The sequence below is a fragment of the Achromobacter sp. ACM04 genome (genome assembly GCF_014851465.1).
Classification (GTDB): Bacteria; Pseudomonadota; Gammaproteobacteria; order Burkholderiales; family Burkholderiaceae_B; genus Achromobacter; species Achromobacter aegrifaciens.
In genome coordinates, this window is sequence record NZ_JACUZS010000002.1 from 107,667 (window position 1) to 124,669 (window position 17,003).

A 17,003-nucleotide genomic window follows, 5' to 3' on the forward strand; every position below is an offset into this window, starting at 1 on the left:
TCAATCCTCGTGCATTGCTTCCAGGGCGGCACGCTCCATCACGCGCAGCGCATCCCAGATCCGCGGCCATTGCGACCGCTGAACACCCATCAGCCGAAGAACGGTGGGCAGTACTCCGTAGTCCAGGCCGGTAGGCCCAGTCACTCCCACCCGCCACTGCGTGTCCATCGCGCAGAAGACGCCAAACGGCAGTTCGTTGACGGGTAGAAGGGCCACCGGCTCGGGCTCAAGGTCGGCGACCGTAAGCCCGAGCCATGCGTACTGATCCTCCGGCGGAGGGCGCCAGTACCTACGCCGCGCCGCCGCGATCAGTTTCCCCGGCGGGCCTCCGTCAGTTCAGCCAGGTACTTGTCCACGATGGCCGTGACCGCCGGGGCGTGGTAATTGCGTACCAACGTCGCCAAGGCATCAGGCGAGAACTTCGCACTGACACCCTCCCAACCATCCACGATGCCAAGCAGCCATTCAGCGTCGGACTTGGCCCCGCTGGCGCTGGCCAGCCATTCCTTCAACTGGTCGTCATCCTTGTGCTTAAACACCAGGTGCAGCTCCGCAGGCTCGGCGCCTGGTCGGGGAATCTCCACAACCGCGGGGAACGTGGGCGGCGGAGTCAACGAAAAGACGGTGGCAACGGCACGGGCAGCGGCAGTCTTCTTCATGGTTCTGATTCCTCTTAGGCGCTATAGCGCGTCGGTGCGCCGGTCAGCGACAGCGTCACCTGCTGCGTCATGGCTTCGTTTTTGGTGGTGGTGGGCATTTCGCTGAACGTCACGTAGGCCCGGAAATAGATCGTGGAGCCGGACGGCAGGCGGAAACGGATCACACGCGGGAGGCGGTCATCGTTCGCGGCCTTCAACACCTGGTACTGCGGCAACGTGTCGTCGTCGGCGATAGTGAGGTTGATCGAACGTGCGCTGCGCGTGGTCGGAATCTGACGCTCGTCGCCCGTGTCTTCCAGGAACGAGAAGTTGTAGAACTGCTGTTCGCCGCCCTGGCTTGCCGATTCCATGACCTGCGAAATCTGCATCCAGTCGACGACTCGACGAACCGAACCGAGGCCGCCGCCCGCGGGGTAGCGGTTCAAGTCGGTCGTATCGATGCCTTCCAGCGACAGCTGGTCCGCTGTGACGGCATCGGCGCGGGCCACGCGGCCATCGAGCGCCGTCCAGGCCGAGGCCATTTCGACCACGTCACCATCCGCGGCGCCGTGGGCTGCCGCCATCACCACCGCGGGATTGGCATTGGAAACCGCCGTGGTCAGCGCCACAGCCGCATAGGTCTTCGCAATCGAGAAGATCGCGCCGTTGGGAAGTTTCACGCCCATTTGGGCCTCCTGAAAAAGAAAAAGCCGCCCGGAGGCGGCTGTGTTGAAAGCCCAGGGCGGGCTAGTCTTTGAACCAGATGGAAAAAGTCTGTTTGCGTGCGTACAGGCCCGTGTCGGGCTCGTGATCGGATTGCGCGCCCGACTCCGACATTCCGAGCAAGCGCGGATCCAGACGGATGGCGTCTTCCGCCAAGCGGATTAGCCTGGCCGCCTCGGTGTCCAGCTTTGCCCAGACATCGACCTGCAACCGGCCATTGCGCTTGTCGGGAACGCCCTCAAGGAAGTTCAGCGGCTTCCCGCCTATCCAGTGGTATGTGATCCGAGGCGACTTTGCCTCGGGCGGCGCCACTCCGGGATATACCTCGTCGCTCACGAGCGGCCCCAGTACCGCGAAAATGTCTTCTTCAACCATGGGAATGCTCCGCGATGATCTCCGCCGTCAGCTCGCGCGCCCGCTTGCGAGAGGCGTCCAGCGCTCTTTCGTAGAAATCGAAAGCTGGCCGGATAAAGGGCTTGGGCCCATGCCGGCTGTTGCCGTACTCCATCCAGTAGCCGTGAGGGGCCTTGGCATGGTTCCAGCTGATTTGATAAACCTTCAGGTCATCGGATGAGCGATCTTCCGAGAACACTCGGTAGATCGCCGCCCTCAACTGCCCTGGCTTAATTCCCTTTTTCTCCGGGCCGACATACAGCGGCGCCAGTTCTCGGGCGCGGTCGTAGAAGACCAGCGCGCCCGCATGCGCCGCCGGCCGTACGACACGCTGCTCCAGCGATTCGGCCAGCGCCATCAGACTGCCTTCTATGTCGCCCGTCATCGTGGTGGAAATTTTCATGCCGTCTCACCTGGAATGGACTGACACACCAGGTCTACGTACTCCCGCCGTGCGTGATCGGGAAGGACCGCCTTGATGTCGTAAATCGCGCCATCGTGGGCCAGCCGCATCGCCGCGGTCACATCGCGCCGGTACCGGACGCGATAGCTCGCTTTCACAAGCGACACATCGCCTTCTGCTTTGATCGCTCCTAGACCCGTCAACTTCGCCACATTCGCCCAGGCGCGAGCGTGCTCCACCCATTCGTCAACGACTTGCCCACCAGGGGACCGCACCTTGTCGCGTCGAAAGATGACGATGCGGCAGTTCAAGCTTCCTGCTTGGAGCATGGCGCCTCCCTTAGAACTGTTTGCGGTACCAGAGGAGCCGTTCGACGCCAAGCTGCACCTGGTTCGCCACCGCACCGACCACAACGCCTTCCCGGTTGGAGTACCAATGGCCCACCAGCAGCAGGACAGCCTGCTCGACGTCCTTGGTCATTGCCATCTCGCCGGGCCCGGAGGGATCCCCCGTGACGATCTTCCTGTCGCAGTGCTGCTCGACGTGCGCCACAGCGCCGTCGATATAGCCCTGAATCAACGCATCGTCATCAGTGAACCCCGGATCCAGGCGAAGGTGCGCCTTCACCTGGGCCATGTCCATTACTGCACCTCCGCGCCGTCCAGCAGCGCCACCAGTTGCTCTTTGGTCGCGCCTTCGGGGATGGCGATGTTCTTCTCGGTCAGCGCCTTCTTCAGCTGCGCGGGTGTCATACCGTCCGACGCCCGCGACGAAACCTTGCCACCGTCCAATTCTTCGACCAAACCCTTGCCGACCAGCGTATGGCCATACTCGGGGTTCACGTCGTCGAAGATTTCGCCAGCGCGGACACGGCCATCGCCTTTGCCGAGTTTCGCGGGATCTCCACGAAAGCCCCACAGTGCCTTGATTTTCATGTTCTCTCCATAGATCCGCGACGGGGGTCGCACTAAGTGCTCCCCCGCCGGTAGTGGCTTAGGCCGCGAAGCGACCCTTCACGAAGGCGTAGTTGCGACGCACCGCCAGGCCCAGACGCTCTTCCACCAGCAGCGCGCGCTGGTTCTTGATGAAGTCGTCATTGATCATGCCCACCTTGAACAGGAAGGACATGCGGTCGTAGATGGTTGCGCCGCGCTGGAAGTTGCCGACCAGGAATTCGCCGCCGGTGTCCGTGCCGTTGCCTTCGTCCATGCTGTCGGAGGTGATCACCGGGCGCCCCCACAGGATCGGGGTCACGAAGCCCTGCAGGTTGGCGAACAGGTAACGATTCTGCGAGTCCTTCTGCAGTTCGATGTCCATCCAGTCCAGTTCGGTCATGACCGTGGCATCGGCTGCCAGCTTGGCCTGCTTGCGCACCTGATAGATGGCTCGCCGCACCGTATCGATCGAGGTATCGCCGGCCTTGGACAGCGAGGCGGTGAACGCGGTGGCCTGGGTCATGATGCCGGGCAGGTTGTTGCCCGTGCCGTCGCCCTTGAGGATCTGTTCCTCCTCTTCCAGCTTCAGGTCGTAGCGCAGCAGCTGCTGCAAATAGCCGAACAGCTGCGGCACATCATCCAGCGCTTCGTCAGAAACTGGGATCCAGACCGCGATCTTCTTGACCAGGTCCGTCTTCTGTTCGAAGGTGACATTGCTCTGCGGCTTGGCCGCGCCCTCGGCCACCGGCGCCGCACCGCGGGTGTGGAGCAGTTCCTTGAAGTACGTGTAGCTCTGGCCCGTCACTGGCACCGAGGGAATCAGGTCGCGGATGCGCAGTTCCTGGCGCGGATTCGCCTGGATGGTCGGATCGAACTGGGGCACGACCAGGCCGGCGCTGGTGACCTTGGTTTCCTGCATGGCGGCCATGTCGCCCTTGGAAACTTCGATCTCGGCAGCTGCCTTGCCGTTCTCGCGCAGGGCCTTGTACTCGCCGTGGTCCTTCACGAAGTCGATGAAGCCCTTCTTCTCGGTCTGGCGGCCGCGCAACTGCACGCCCTTCTCTTCCATTTCCAGAACCTTGTCGACGAGCTTTTGCAGTTCGCCCTTCTGGTTCTCGATGGCGGATTTCATTTCGGCCGTGACGCTTTCGCCCTTCTGGATGGCTTCCGACGCCTTGTCATACTTTTGTTGCAGCCCGGCAAAGCCGTCCTTCAGCTGCTTTTCCAGCGAATCACGCAGTTCTTTCACATCGGTCATTTCGACGCTCCAAATATGTCTTGAAAGGATTGAGAGAGAGACTTCAGCTCGTCCACGATCTCCGTGGCCGCCGGCGCGCCGTCACGGCGGATGGCGGGAAAGCCGAGGGAGGCGACCGCAGCCGCCTCCTTTTGGGAAAGGCCCATGCGATCACGCAGGGCGGATTCGAAAAGGCGGATATCCGACTTCACGCTTGTGATCTGCGCTTCGGGATTCATGCCGAAGGGCACCAGCGATGCTTCCCACAGTTCCGCTTCCTTGATCACGCGGACGGTTCGGCCCGAGCGCTCTTCGTAGGCAGCGGTGATGGTGTTGAAACCGATCGACATGGAGTCAAGAGGTCCGCCATCGCGCATCAGTTCATAGGCGTCCTTGGCGTAGCTGACGTTCAGATTTACGCGGCCTTTCAGGTGGAGCCCATGCGAATCTTGCGTGTACGCCGCCGTGCCGACGAGTTTGCGCAGGTCATGAAAAAGGGCCAGCTTGAGCTGGCCCGAACGGGTGGTCTTCACTTTGACGAAGGCCCCGGGGAGAATGATGTCGTCGCCCAAGTCCACGTTGTTAAAGACGGAAGCGTATCCCTCGAAGTTGCCCTGGTCATCCACCGCCTTGACTTCAAACGGGCATTCAACTTTGCTGAGCATTTGTACTCATCTCCCACCGGGTGACCCGGTCGTATTCATCGCCGACGAGAGGCTCCAAGTTTTCTTTGCGCCGGACCTCATTGACGGACATCCAGCCGGAGCCATTCGAGCCGCCCAGCGCTGCCTGGTAGTACTGGGCACGCCCCGAGCTGTCGGCCCGCAGCAGCCCCTCCACCACGAACTCCAGGAAAAGCCCCAGTTTCGAAAGCAGCTTTTCGTTGATCTCGTCCTCAATGGCGTCGATGTAGGGCTTGAGGCCGAAAGTGACGAATGCGCTTTTCTGCTGCTCCAGGTTCGACCCCATGATCGAAGTCTTGCTGGCGCGGTTGGCAAGCCACAGCGGCACGCCCCAAATGCCCGCCAGGGCTTCCTCTTGGAACTGCTGCGACTCGATGAACTGGCTGTCCTTCTGGCTCAGCCCTGCCGGCACAATCTTTGGATTCCCTTGCAGGACCGCCATCTTGCCGATGTCGGCCGCATCGCCCTGGCGTACGTCCGGGAAACGTGCCATCACCTGCGCCTGCTGTTCCTTCGTGAGGAACTGCTCGTAGATCACATACCCACCGGTAAAGCCGCCCTTGCGCATGAAGCGCGCTGACCAGTTTTGTCCCGCTTTGGCCAGGCCCATAGACTCCGCCTGGAACTCTACCGGCGACAGGCCACAGATGCCGTCCGCGCTGAACAGCTTGAAATGCAGCATGTTCTCGGGTGAAACCGGGAATCGCTGCCCCTTGAGCGTGACCCAGTACAGAAGGTCGGCTGTCTCGGTGTCGATTTCGACCCCATCCCAGGGCAAGGGGGTCAGTCCCAGCCAATCCCCTTGGGCATTGCGCTCGATGAGGTTGTATGAATTCCCGACCAGCGCCATGTTGACGACGGCTGTCTTTAGGAATGTCAGCCGCGTCATGTAGGGGTTGGGCTTGCGCAGCAGGCGTAGCGCGCGCCGCACTGCCGCAGTCTCGCCCGCGGCCTTCAATCCCGTCCCCTCGACATACAGCGGCGCTGGAAGACCGCCCACCGACTCGCTCAAGATCTTGGCGCAAGTCCAGATGATTGGAACCGTCATCGCCTTCTTGGGCGTGATCCGCTCGCCGGATTGCGTCCGCTTCCCTCCGACAGACATATCCACTTCCACGTGATCGCCCGTTTTCGGGTCCGTGTAGCCGAACATGCGCCAGGTCAGCGGGTGGTACCAACGAAATGTAGTCATTACCCGATCAGCCCAAAAAATCCGTTTTCAAGGTAGTCATCCAGTCCGGCGGTATCCTCCACAAGTGCGTTCGCGGCGCCCAAGGCCATCGCGAGAGCCACCGCCGCATCGATCTTGTTGACCGAACGCAACTTGGATAGCCAGTGGTTTCCCCATTTATCCTGCTCGGCTACCGCCGACATCATGGCGGACACCAGAACCGGGTTGTTGCGGATGCGTATGCGCCCTTCCAGCAGCGCCTCTTCCAGGATCCGCACCGAACCTGGCATCCACATGCCCTCTGGCGGCTCCCGTCCGGCTTGCTCGGCGGCCTTCACCGCCGCCTCCAGCGGCTTACCCTTCTTCAAGCCGCCCTGCGGATGCTCCGCGAAGGGAATCGACAGGCCCAGCGCCGCCACGTCTTCTTCGAATTTCTTGAAGGCGTAGCGGTCGTAGGCCACCAGACGAACCACGAAATCCCGGTCGTACTCGGCAAGCGTCTGTGCCACATGGCGATAGCTGACCGTCTGGCCCGTTGGTGCGTGCAGGTGACCCTGGCGGATCCATACCGCGTATGGAAGCTTGTCGCGCAGTTCGCGGGCGGCCACGGTATCGCCTGGCGTCCAAGCTTCAACCCAAGCGTCGTAGGTTGGCTTGCCGATGACCATGCGTTCGCCGTCTACTTCCACTTCGACGTCGACGGAACCCGTTTTCACGACTGCGCCAAGCGCCGTGATATCTCGGGTCTGCGACAGATCCAGGCCGAGGAAAATGTTGGCGCCGTGATGCTCTTCCGGATCGAAGTCCGCCAGGGCCGGCTCAAGAGTGCTGCGCGTCATCCAGGCCGTCTCCGCATCAGTCCACACACAGAAGTGCAGACGCAAAATTCCGTTCAGCGCTCCGGGCAGCGCCTTTGCCTGCGCCACTACGTCAGCCAGATACGATTCGGAGATAGTCACCCCCAACAGCGGATTGGCCTTGATCCAGCAGGATGGATCCTCCAGCGGATCGTCACCTTCATCCAACGCGCACACGTAGCTAAACGTACGGTCATCAATGACGGCGCCGATAAAGGTAGGATCGTTCACCGCTTCGGTATGGCCAGCAGCCACCTTCACCGCATGTTCATGCTCTTCCCAGCACACCGACGTGCGGTCGCTGCCAGAGTTGGTGATCATGAACAGCAACGGCGCGCGGCGAAACTTGAAGCCACGCTCCAGCATTTCGATAATCTTGCGGTCGGGCAGCTCGTGCACCTCGTCCACCAGAACGAAGTACGGACGCGGCCCAGATCCGGTGCGACCCGTGTCACGCGACACCGGCCGGAAGAAGCTGCCGCTGGCGTGGTGCGCCATGTTGAATTCGCGGCCCTCGCCTCCCGAGAACGCCACGCGCTTAGCTAGCGCCGGCGACTGCTTGACCATTTTGACGGCATCGGCGAACAGAATGCCCGCCTGGTCCTTCTTCGCCGCGGCGGAATAGATCTGCGCGCCGGCCTCGTCGTCAGCAGTCATGCCGAGCAGCCCAAGACCGCCGGCCAGCGGGCTCTTGCCGTTGCCCTTGCCCTGCTCGACATAGGCCCGCCGGAATCGGCGTGTGCCATCCTCCTGCATCCAGCCGAAGAGCGAACCGACTATGAACGCCTGCGACGGCTGCAGCTCGAACTTTCGGCCATCGAACTGACCTTCGGACAACCGCAGAACGCCTTCAAAAAAACGGAATGCGTACTCCGCGGCGTCCTGGTCAAAATACAGCCCGCGTTCGTGCCCTCTTTCCAGGTCAAGAAGGTGGCGCCTGCACGCATTACGCACGTGCGGCCCGGCCACTATCTCTCCGGCCACGACCGCCTCGGCGTATGCCTTGGTTCGATCAATTTCGCTTGAAGAACGCCTCGTCCGGGTCTTCGTCTCCGCCTGGGTCATGCGCTACCTTGGATTCGTCTACCGGGGTCGCCCCCAACTTGGAAAGAATCGAACTCAGGGCTTGGGTTGCCGACACGCCGAATTCAGCATCGGGATCATCCATGCGAGCCACCCATATGCAGGCGAGTCGCAGTAGCACTCGGTGCGAAGAGTTCAGCCACGGCATCTCCGCAGCGAAATCCTTCCACGCTTTCTTCTGCGTGGCGGTCATCTGTTTGTAGGGAACGCCAAGCGGGCGAGTGCCCTTCGGCTTGGTCCGACCGGCGTGCCGGCCAGGATTTTTCACTGCTGCGCCGGACACCGCGGCCTTGTCGACAGGAAGTCGGGAACGGGCCATTTATCTGCTCATTTCTTGATCAAAGCCGGGGCGTTTAGGGTCGTCCGGCGAATTGTGGATGCGCGTGTTTTCGGGAACGGTCGGTCTAGGTCGACGCCGCTCCTATGTTTTTGGCCCCCCCGGGGGGGGTGGCCGATGCCTCTGCGGCCGCGTTTCAGCAGCTCGGGGCGCACAGTAGAACCGGGGAAAGGCGGCTCTACCCCTGATCACGGCACGGGCCATCCGCCCTCGTCGCATCCCCGTATCTGCTTCGCTCCTCGCTCAAGCCGCGCCTGATCGGAGTTGTGGCAGTCAGCGCATAGGCTGTTGAACGGGCCATCCCAGAACTGCTGTTCGGTCTCGCCGGTCGGGTGGCCGTTCACGTGGTTGCACACGGTGGCCAGCACTACCAGGCCGCGCCGCTCGCAGAACTTGCACAGCGGCTCGCGATCCAGTTGGGCCTTACGGGTCCGCTGCCAGCGTGCCGTACCGTACAGGTGAGCAAAGGCACTACCGCCTCGCTGCCTGATTCGTCCTGCTTTCCCGTACATCTGGAGCGCTCCTACTTCGTCTCACTGGGGCGCAGCTGTGCCGCCTCAGCGTCCGTCCGCTGATACTTGGCCCGTAGATGCTCATACAGCGCCCGCGCCACCCGCTCCGGCATGTTCGCGGTATCGACGGTTAGCTGGGCATCATCAAGGGTGATGACTCCACTGAGCGGGCCCAATGTCAGGTCCAGCTTAGGCAGGAAGTCCGGCTCGAATGCCACGTTCACTCCGACCAGCCAGCGAACGGGTACGCCATCTACCTCTACCTTCGTATGGAGCCCATCACGGGAAATGACGAATCGCGGCTTCTGGTGCGCAGCTGGAGGCGGCGCGGGTGGAGTGCTTTCGGGGACTGCTGCCATGGCTGACCTCTTGAATTGGTGCCGGGTGCTACCTACTGCACACCGCCCGGCGGCGATGACCCAACCCCCGCGCGCCATGCCCAGCGCGCGGCCCTCGGTAGCGGGAAGGTAGGAGAATGGTTGCGGCGGCAGGAATCGAACCTGCGACCTCCGGGGTATGAACCCGGCGCGCTACCACTGCGCTACGCCGCGAAAGCGAAAAGCCCAGAACGGATTTCCGTATCGGGGCTTGGGTTTAATTAACATACTTATTATTTATACCTATAATGTCGCCGACCAGTTTTTAGGCATTAACCGTGATTGTCATAGGAACTAAAGACCCAAATAAGCTGTGGCATAGCATCTGCTATGCGGCCAGCGAGCGCCGCTTCGAGTCTTGGGAAAAACTCCGAGATGGTCGACTCGCTTTGTTTAAATGGCCTACTCGGCATATCAAGATTGTTCTACTGGCGAGTGCCAATGATGCGCGACAACGACTGACCCTGGTCGAGCTTGACGGCGACCAGCCGCCCCCGGCCGATGAGAAGTTGAGAGCCCAACATCAGTTGGCGGATCAGCTCAAGAATCTGTTTTCTGTCGAAATCGACACTTGTTCGGTCACCGTGCCAACGACACAAATCGTCGGCTGAGCCTCGGTTGGGGCTGACCCGATGGAGACTCGAGCGGGCTGCGGGGCTCGAACCCGCGTAGGCGGCCTGGAAGGCCGGGGGCTCGCCTAAAGTTTGCGGCTGCGTTGCTAGAACCCGCCATCTGCCGCTCTTTGCTGTGCGGATGTGGGCTAAGTACGTATTGACTGTAGGAATGGATAGTGCGGGAATGAGCGCTGAGGTGGACTACGCCCATCCATTGGAGCTAGCTCATGCCACAAAACTATACAAATCAGACTTCTGAGCTTGTTGCGGTGGACGCAAGCGGGGTCACGTACATCATTGAGCGCCGTTACAGGTCTACCCCCTGGCACGACGGGGCCTGGGCCAACTACTACCTCTGCTTGCGGGATGGCAGGCCTGTGACATGGCTTGGTGCAGAACACTACCAATTGCCCGACGGAACTGCACTACTCGCGATCGAATGCCGTCTGCCTCAGAAGTAGCGGCTGAGCTGAAACCACCGGAATCCTAGACGCGAAAAAAGATGGGAGATTCGCAGGTCCAACTTTAGCTGGGCTAGGTGTGCCGGTGCGGGCGCACTATTCCTTGTCCAGGTCCAGAGTGCTAGTGTGGGTGTTCGCGGGGGCCTCTCCGGAGATTACTTATGAAGAAAAAACCGGACGCCATCCTAGCCCGCGCAGTCAGCCTTGAAGTCGCAATATTGCACGGGGCACTCACCGCTATCCTTATGCGCATCCAGCATACAAACCTAGCAGTCGATGCGCCAGAAGATACACCCATAATTTCCGTTTTCGTCCTAGATAGGGACCAAGCGGCAGATCTAGAGCGACAGCTGGCAACTGCGCTGCGGGGACTCGGTTCCGACGTACCTCGAACTAACCATTGACGTTATGGGGCTGGCTTTTTTGCGCCGTCACACCTAGTCCTTCACGGTTTTTATAGCCCCGACCGGATCATCCGTATCGGGGCTGCGGCTTGTCTGGAGCGGGCTGCGGGAATTGAACTTTCGCCACGGATAGCCTGGCTCGGATGGCACGATCTCAACCGAATTTCCGCTTGTTCGCTTTCCACATAGAGTGTTATCTCTATGACCGACCCCGTACTGCCTGCGTTCTATTCAAGCATTCCGCAGCTTGTTCTACTTAGATGAGGCGTTCAATGACAACAAGGCGAGAGTTCCTAGGCTCCAGTGCGCTCGTCGCACTCACTGGTACCACAATGGTGTCCGGCCCCGCTAGCTCCCAGACAAGCGCTGATCGCCCTGGATTCTTCGGCGCCAAGGACATTGCGGAAGCAGGGTTCATCTACGGCTTGCCTATCGTGATGAACTATGCGGTGATGTATGAGTACGCCGTAGATCGCAATTCGGGACAGTTCAAGGCCCCGTTCAATCACATCAAGAACGAACCGAACGTCTTCACCTATAAAGATACGGCGATCGTCACGCCAAATAGTGACACACCCTATTCTTTTGTTTGGATGGATTTGCGAGCGGAGCCGGTGGTGCTCTCCGTTCCGGCTATCGAGCCGGAGCGCTATTACTCGGTCATGCTCTGCGACGGCAATACCTACAACTACGGCTACATCGGCACCCGTGCCACAGGGACCGAGGCGGGCGACTATATGGTGGTCGGCCCCGACTGGAAGGGCGATACCCCGGCTGGCATCAAGGGGGTGTTCCGTTCGAGCACACAGTTCTCCCTTGCGGGCTATCGCACCCAACTTTTCGGCCCGGATGATCTCGACAACGTTAAGAACGTACAGGCCGGCTACAAGGTGCAGATGCTCTCGGCCTATCTGAAGCAAACTCCGCCGCCGGCCGCGCCATCCATCGACTTCCCCAAGATCGATAAGGAACTTGTGAAGACCAACTTCTTCGAGTTTCTCGACTTTGCGCTGCAGTTCGCACCGCCGGAATCCAACGAGATGGAGATCCGCTCTCAGCTCGCACGTATTGGCATAGGCCCAGGCAAGACCTTGAACTTTAAGGATCTTCCTCGCGAGCAAAAGCTGGAACTTGGCCTCGGCATGAAAGAGGGCCAGCGAAAGGTCGACGAGGCGGTCGCCAATGTTGGTAAGACGATAAACGGCTGGCGGGTTAGTGGTCTTCCTGGCGATAGCGCTCACTACAATGGCGACTGGTTAAAGCGAGCCGTCGCCGCTCAGGCCGGCATTTATGGCAATGATCCGGCAGAGGCTACCTATCCTTTCACACGCGTTGACAAAGATGGGCAAACCTTAGACGGCAGCAAGCATAGTTACACGCTAACCTTCCCGGCTGGACAGCTGCCACCTGTGAATTCGTTCTGGTCGCTCACGATGTATGACGGCAAGTCCCAACTTCTTATCGAGAATCCGATCAACCGCTATCTAATTAACTCACCCATGTTATCCGCCATGGCCACGAATGCGGACGGGTCGAGAACGCTCTATATCCAGAACAAGTCCCCGGGCGTAGGCAAGGAAGCTAACTGGCTGCCCGCTCCGAACGGGCCAATTTACTTGGTGATGCGGCTTTACTGGCCAAAGACAACACCACCGTCGATCCTGCCGGTAGGTGAAGGGACATGGCAACCTCCCGGAATAGAACGCGTCTCCTAGCCTACAAATACCAGGGAGGCCTCGCTGCGCAGCGAGTAAGGCGGCCGCTCACCATGAACAAGTCCACCGAAATGCAGAAAGCCCCGATCGTAGTATCCGTATCGGGGCTTTCGTTTGTTTGGAGCGGGCTGCTGGGGTCGAACATGCGTAGGCGGCTTGGAACGCCGGCGACTCACTATGAGCATGTCCGCGAATTAGAAGTCAGGGAAGTGCACGATCGGAGGCCAGTTCGAACGCTCGCTCCACCTCGTCGGAGATCTCCGTGCCCAGCACATCGCGTTTCCAGCCGCGCTTTGGCGGCCAGGGGACGCCCAGCAACGTCAGCTGCCTCTTGTTGTAGCCCCCATTGGGGGTTTGCCATCGTAGCAGCCAATCGTCAGTGACTATCATTTAACAGGCCAAGAAGTACAAAACCCGCCTGCTTTCGCGTGGCGGGATTCTTGGGGCGGACTTCTGAGGAAATCCGTTATCGGTGATTATGGCGGCCGTTTCCGCACAAGTCAACGATCACGGGATAAACCCGGCCTCGCGCAGCAGCTTTTCGGCGGCCGCATGAGCTGCCTGCTCGACGCCGTAGATGGGCTCTGCGCCCTTCTTCTCCCGAGTGCCGCGCAGCCAGTCACCCGCCCTGGCGCTGGCGCGCTCGACGCTGCGAACCTTGCACCCGTATTCATCAGCCAGGGACTGGAGCGTCCGCATACTGCCAGTGTCGTAGTGACGGCGCACCAAGGCATACAGCAGCGCGCTATGGGCTGTCCGCATTGAAAGGTATGCCCCCAGCGCTCCCGCAATCCGATGCAGCGCCCCCGGCCAGTCCGGATGGTCACCCTCGCTGCCGCAGCACTTGCAATGGGTCTTGCGCTGCCCGTAGCGGGCATACAGCACCGCCAAGTGCAACGGTTCCAGCTCGCGCTCCAAGAACTGCCTGAGCTTGGCAATCTCGGCCGCGCCGTCTATGCCGGCCAGCGGCCCAGGCTCGCCCAGCCGAGCGTCGGCGGCGCGGGCCATGGCTGGACGGTTGGTGGTGTGCCGCTCGTCGCTGAAGGCATAGGCAAGGGCCACGGCGAGCCGCGGAAACGGCGTAGTACGCTCGCTCATGCTTCCTCCGGCATCGCGTAGACGGGATACACGGGCGGAGGCTCAATGCTACCGCCTGCAATGCGCAACCAGGTGTTCAGCTGCTCCCGCGCGTCGGCGTTATGACGCGGGTGCCCCGCCCATAGCAGCATCCATTGACCGCGCTCGGTCGCGCTCAGCGTCATCAGGTGCTTGGCCAGCAGTCTATCCAGGGTGGCGCGGTCGGCAAGCGCCACGCCCCCTCGGCAACGCCAGCAGCGGCATGGCGCATAGGTCATGCCGGTGTCATAGGCCGGATCTGCGATTTGATGGGCTCGCGCGATGATGGCGCCGGCTGCCCTTTCAAACGGGATCTCCAGCCAAGTTTCGGGGTTGTTGTGATCGAGCATGATCATCCTTCAAACAATTCCAGGGTTGTAGGGAGGGACGCGCAGGAATTGCGCGACCAGCTCAACCGCAGAACCGTCTCGGACGGACTTCTCGGTAAAGCGCAACGCCGACCGCAACATAGACGCGGGGCGATGTACCTCATAGAGCGCCTACGCCGGCTCAGCCTGAGTGCTGAACTCGATGTAGGGGCGTCCACGCCGGTTGTTGTCCGGCGTGAACTGCTGAGCCTCACGGCAAAAGAACAAGTAAATCTTGCGATGCCCGGCTTCTCCGTTTCGGTCCTTGGCAAGTTCCAGGCTGGCGTCGGGCTTTTCGTCCTCGTGGCCGACCTCCTTACGGGCAGACCAGACAACGAAAACGTTGTCAGCGCCATTGGTAATGTGACCACTGCCAGCCACGTCCAGCTTGCCAGGCGCCTTGTCCTCGGTTTGCCCCTTTCGAGGGTGCGCAACGAGATGCACGTGCGAGTTGGTCTCATGGCAGAACGCAACGATCTTGCGCATGGCAGCTTTCTGAGCGGTCATCGCCCCCGGGCCGTCTTCCGGGACATCTGTCGTCATCAGGCTGTCGATCACGAAATGCTTGATGCCGTAGCGACGCGCGCCGTAACGGAAAACTTCTAGTAGCCTGTCCACCGACGCTGTACCCACCGTGTCGAACACCCATGCCCGGTCCTGCAACCACTCGGCGACGTGTCGTAGGAATGGCTGCGACGGGCGATCTAGGCCCGTGATCTGCTTAGAAAGCCGCTTCAACTGCACGCGCGCCGGCAGTTCGCCAGAGAACACGCAGATCCTCTCTCCGGCCTGCATGACGGGGATTAGCGCCTGCATCAGCATCAGGCTCTTACCGTGGCCGTTGATCCCCGTCCAGACGGAAACCTCAGCCGGACGCCACTCCCACCAGTCATAGGCCCGCCCACAGAAGGCCAGCGGAGCCAGCCGTGGCGCATCGTGCGTTGGATAGAACATCCCAACGACGTCCGCCATGTAGTCGGACATGGGCCGAAGTTCGTCTGGGTCCAGGTGGCGCGCCGTACGAATGGCGTGGTCGAAGTCCTCGCCCCCGGCCTTGTACTCGGTCAGGTACTCGTTGGCGTCCTTGGCCTGGCCGAAGATGGCGATGCGGCAGCGCTCCACGCCCAAGCGCTGCGCAACCTCACGCGCCCCCTTCTGACCCACCTCGTCGTTGTCGTAGCACAAGACAATGTCGCTGAACTGCTGCAGACGCTCCCAATCGTTCTCGATCCACTGATGGTTTCCCGCCCCCGCATTCACCGACAGGGAAGGAATTCCCATTTGGTGGCCGGTCATGGCGTCAATTTCACCTTCGAAGATCGCCACCCGTCGCGCCTTCAGGTCGATCAAATGCCAGCCGAACAGGCAGGGCTCCGCGCCCCCCTCCTGCAGCATGTCTTTCTTGTCGTCAGGGTTGCGCCGCTTCGCGTTCACCAACTCGCCATCTCTCAGGTACGGGAACACTGCGTAGCTCTTCCCGCCCCGTTCTTGCTCGCCGATCTTGAAAGCGGCGATGGTCTCCTCGGTCAAGCCGCGTCCAAGCAACCACTCACGGACGCGGGACTTGGGAGTGTGACATTGCGGCTTAGCCGGACGCTTGTACGTCGGCGCCGGCCGCGGGGGCATTTCGTCTCGAATGCCCAGGTGAGTTTTTGCATCGCACATGGCATCAGCCACGCTGCAGCAACGCACGGCGACCCACAGGTCCAGCAGGTCGCCTGACTCGCCAGTGCTGAAATCCGACCAAACGCCCGCCTTGTTGCCCGTCAGACGCACCGACAGCGATGAGCCCGCTTCGCCTCCGACGCTACCGACCTTCCACTCCGGACCTGCCTTCTTACCCTGGGGCAGCAGGTACGGCACAAGCGTCGACGCGGAAGCCGCCATGGCCCGCGCGAGTTCGCCGGCGTTCATGCAGCCTCCTTCGGGACGCGCTTGCCGTCACGGAACTGCCGGTAAGTGTGTTCCGTGCACCCGTCGCTGATCGCCTCCCAAACGCTCGCGTAGCCCGTCTGAGCCAGCCAGACCGGATTCGTGTCGATGTCCAACGGCGAACCAGGAATAACGCCTGCCGATCGACTCGCGCCTTGCGGACCCGGGCCGGCAGGAGATTCCGCAAAATCCCGGAATCGCAGGTCGGGGCCGAAGAAGGTTGCCGCCATCATCACGAACGACGTTCCGACCTTGCCTTCCGCGCGGCAGTGCGCGGCATACCCCCGTACCCCAGCGATCATCTCGGTTGCCATCACGCTGCTGCGCAAACGTGCCTTCCATGCCTTCACAGCGGTGCCGCGAGGATTACCGCCTTGACGTTTCGGATACGCCGCCCAGGCTTCCGCAAAGCCTTCCGGATCGCCCTCCTCCCCCTTGGGGGGAATAGGGGGGTGTTTTTCTTTCTTTTGTAGAGTTTCCTTTTGTGGTTGCCGAATCGGTAACCCCAGCGTGACCGATTCGGTAACCGCTGCCGAATCAGCAACCCCCGTTGCCAAATTGGTAACCCCCGTGACTGATTCGGTAACCCTATCGCAGGTTGCCAGATCGGTAACGGCGGTTGCCGGATCGGTAACCCCATCTTGGGGTTGCTGAATCGGTAACCACCGTTGCTCTTTCGGTAACCCCAGCGTGACCGAATCGGTAACCCCAGCAGCCGGACCCACAAGCGACCATTGCTTGTACCGCTTATTGAGAGAAAGCGAATTTCCGAAGGTCCCAGCCGACCGGCGCAGGACGCCAGCGGCCACAAGGGAGTTCACGGCACGGCTAGCGTGCGGCTTTGCAATGCCCGTCATAGATGAGAGTTGCCCCAGGCTAATGTCATCGGACTTTTTCCCGTAGCCGTAGGTTTTGCGCACCACGGCCATGACGATGGCCCACTGGCGCGCCGAGAAGCCGGCAAGGCACATGGCCTCCAGCAATTCGTTCGCGAGGCGTGTGTGGCCATCCTCGACCTGCGGCGACGTGTTGTCGTGTGTCAAT

At 60.9% G+C, this 17,003-nt stretch carries 21 protein-coding genes and 1 tRNA gene; 2 read left to right on the forward strand and 20 right to left on the reverse strand.

Going from position 1 to position 17,003, the window contains the following annotated elements; genetic code table 11:
* The 16 genes from IB259_RS31230 to IB259_RS11235 form a co-directional block, all read right to left on the reverse strand.
* Window positions 1-312 (reverse strand): DUF1799 domain-containing protein, encoded by a 312-nt coding sequence (locus IB259_RS31230; RefSeq protein ID WP_225596871.1) that lies wholly within the window; start codon window positions 310-312, stop codon window positions 1-3.
* The gene (locus IB259_RS11165; RefSeq protein WP_192329013.1) at window positions 309-659 is read right to left on the reverse strand and encodes a phage tail assembly chaperone; all 351 of its coding nucleotides are present in this window, start codon (window positions 657-659) and stop codon (window positions 309-311) included. Before IB259_RS11165 ends, IB259_RS31230 begins: the two co-directional genes overlap by 4 nt.
* A gap of 14 nt (window positions 660-673) precedes the next feature.
* Complete coding sequence (locus tag IB259_RS11170) at window positions 674-1,324, reverse strand: phage tail protein (protein ID WP_192329015.1); 651 nt, start codon at window positions 1,322-1,324, stop codon at window positions 674-676.
* 61 nt (window positions 1,325-1,385) lie between these two features.
* The gene (locus IB259_RS11175; RefSeq protein WP_192329017.1) at window positions 1,386-1,736 is read right to left on the reverse strand and encodes a DUF3168 domain-containing protein; all 351 of its coding nucleotides are present in this window, start codon (window positions 1,734-1,736) and stop codon (window positions 1,386-1,388) included.
* Window positions 1,729-2,157: an HK97 gp10 family phage protein gene (locus IB259_RS11180; RefSeq protein WP_192329019.1), complete on the reverse strand. Its 429-nt coding sequence runs from the start codon at window positions 2,155-2,157 to the stop codon at window positions 1,729-1,731. Before IB259_RS11180 ends, IB259_RS11175 begins: the two co-directional genes overlap by 8 nt.
* Window positions 2,154-2,486, reverse strand: a complete 333-nt coding sequence (locus tag IB259_RS11185; protein WP_192329022.1) for a phage head closure protein — start codon at window positions 2,484-2,486, stop codon at window positions 2,154-2,156. Before IB259_RS11185 ends, IB259_RS11180 begins: the two co-directional genes overlap by 4 nt.
* A gap of 10 nt (window positions 2,487-2,496) precedes the next feature.
* A complete protein-coding gene (locus IB259_RS11190; protein WP_192329024.1) occupies window positions 2,497-2,799 on the reverse strand; it encodes a head-tail connector protein in 303 nt (100 codons plus the stop codon).
* On the reverse strand, window positions 2,799-3,092 hold the full coding sequence (locus IB259_RS11195; protein WP_192329026.1) for a hypothetical protein: 294 nt from the start codon (window positions 3,090-3,092) through the stop codon (window positions 2,799-2,801). Before IB259_RS11195 ends, IB259_RS11190 begins: the two co-directional genes overlap by 1 nt.
* A 58-nt stretch (window positions 3,093-3,150) precedes the next feature.
* Window positions 3,151-4,350 carry a phage major capsid protein gene (locus IB259_RS11200; RefSeq protein WP_192329028.1) on the reverse strand — a complete coding sequence of 400 codons (1,200 nt, stop codon included), beginning with the start codon at window positions 4,348-4,350 and terminating at the stop codon, window positions 3,151-3,153.
* Window positions 4,347-4,994 carry an HK97 family phage prohead protease gene (locus tag IB259_RS11205; RefSeq protein ID WP_192329030.1) on the reverse strand — a complete coding sequence of 216 codons (648 nt, stop codon included), beginning with the start codon at window positions 4,992-4,994 and terminating at the stop codon, window positions 4,347-4,349. The genes IB259_RS11200 and IB259_RS11205 overlap by 4 nt, the downstream gene beginning before the upstream one ends.
* Window positions 4,978-6,204 carry a phage portal protein gene (locus tag IB259_RS11210; RefSeq protein ID WP_192329031.1) on the reverse strand — a complete coding sequence of 409 codons (1,227 nt, stop codon included), beginning with the start codon at window positions 6,202-6,204 and terminating at the stop codon, window positions 4,978-4,980. Before IB259_RS11210 ends, IB259_RS11205 begins: the two co-directional genes overlap by 17 nt.
* Window positions 6,204-8,105 (reverse strand): terminase large subunit, encoded by a 1,902-nt coding sequence (locus tag IB259_RS11215; RefSeq protein WP_192329032.1) that lies wholly within the window; start codon window positions 8,103-8,105, stop codon window positions 6,204-6,206. Before IB259_RS11215 ends, IB259_RS11210 begins: the two co-directional genes overlap by 1 nt.
* Window positions 8,053-8,442: a hypothetical protein gene (locus IB259_RS11220; RefSeq protein ID WP_192329033.1), complete on the reverse strand. Its 390-nt coding sequence runs from the start codon at window positions 8,440-8,442 to the stop codon at window positions 8,053-8,055. Before IB259_RS11220 ends, IB259_RS11215 begins: the two co-directional genes overlap by 53 nt.
* 206 nt (window positions 8,443-8,648) lie before the next feature.
* On the reverse strand, window positions 8,649-8,972 hold the full coding sequence (locus IB259_RS11225; protein WP_192329034.1) for a hypothetical protein: 324 nt from the start codon (window positions 8,970-8,972) through the stop codon (window positions 8,649-8,651).
* 11 nt (window positions 8,973-8,983) lie between these two features.
* Window positions 8,984-9,190: a hypothetical protein gene (locus IB259_RS11230; protein WP_192329035.1), complete on the reverse strand. Its 207-nt coding sequence runs from the start codon at window positions 9,188-9,190 to the stop codon at window positions 8,984-8,986.
* Between the two features lie 258 nt (window positions 9,191-9,448).
* Window positions 9,449-9,523 (reverse strand) — tRNA-Met (locus IB259_RS11235).
* 104 nt (window positions 9,524-9,627) lie between these two features.
* Here IB259_RS11235 and IB259_RS11240 point away from each other — a divergent pair.
* Together IB259_RS11240 and IB259_RS11245 are read left to right on the forward strand one after the other, a co-directional pair.
* Window positions 9,628-9,960, forward strand: a complete 333-nt coding sequence (locus IB259_RS11240; RefSeq protein ID WP_192329036.1) for a hypothetical protein — start codon at window positions 9,628-9,630, stop codon at window positions 9,958-9,960.
* 1,200 nt (window positions 9,961-11,160) lie between these two features.
* The gene (locus tag IB259_RS11245) at window positions 11,161-12,543 is read left to right on the forward strand and encodes a DUF1254 domain-containing protein (RefSeq protein WP_225596845.1); all 1,383 of its coding nucleotides are present in this window, start codon (window positions 11,161-11,163) and stop codon (window positions 12,541-12,543) included.
* A 507-nt stretch (window positions 12,544-13,050) separates the two neighbouring features.
* Here the strand turns inward: IB259_RS11245 and IB259_RS11250 are convergent.
* The 4 genes from IB259_RS11250 to IB259_RS11265 all read right to left on the reverse strand — a co-directional run bounded on the left by IB259_RS11250 (window position 13,051) and on the right by IB259_RS11265 (window position 17,002).
* Window positions 13,051-13,641, reverse strand: coding sequence for a hypothetical protein (locus tag IB259_RS11250; RefSeq protein WP_192329040.1), 591 nt, complete (start codon window positions 13,639-13,641; stop codon window positions 13,051-13,053).
* The gene (locus IB259_RS11255; protein ID WP_192329042.1) at window positions 13,638-14,009 is read right to left on the reverse strand and encodes a hypothetical protein; all 372 of its coding nucleotides are present in this window, start codon (window positions 14,007-14,009) and stop codon (window positions 13,638-13,640) included. Before IB259_RS11255 ends, IB259_RS11250 begins: the two co-directional genes overlap by 4 nt.
* Window positions 14,010-14,159: 150 nt before the next feature.
* The gene (locus IB259_RS11260) at window positions 14,160-15,941 is read right to left on the reverse strand and encodes a toprim domain-containing protein (RefSeq protein WP_192329045.1); all 1,782 of its coding nucleotides are present in this window, start codon (window positions 15,939-15,941) and stop codon (window positions 14,160-14,162) included.
* Window positions 15,938-17,002 carry a replication protein gene (locus IB259_RS11265; RefSeq protein ID WP_192329046.1) on the reverse strand — a complete coding sequence of 355 codons (1,065 nt, stop codon included), beginning with the start codon at window positions 17,000-17,002 and terminating at the stop codon, window positions 15,938-15,940. The genes IB259_RS11260 and IB259_RS11265 overlap by 4 nt, the downstream gene beginning before the upstream one ends.
* Window position 17,003: the final 1 nt, after the last annotated feature.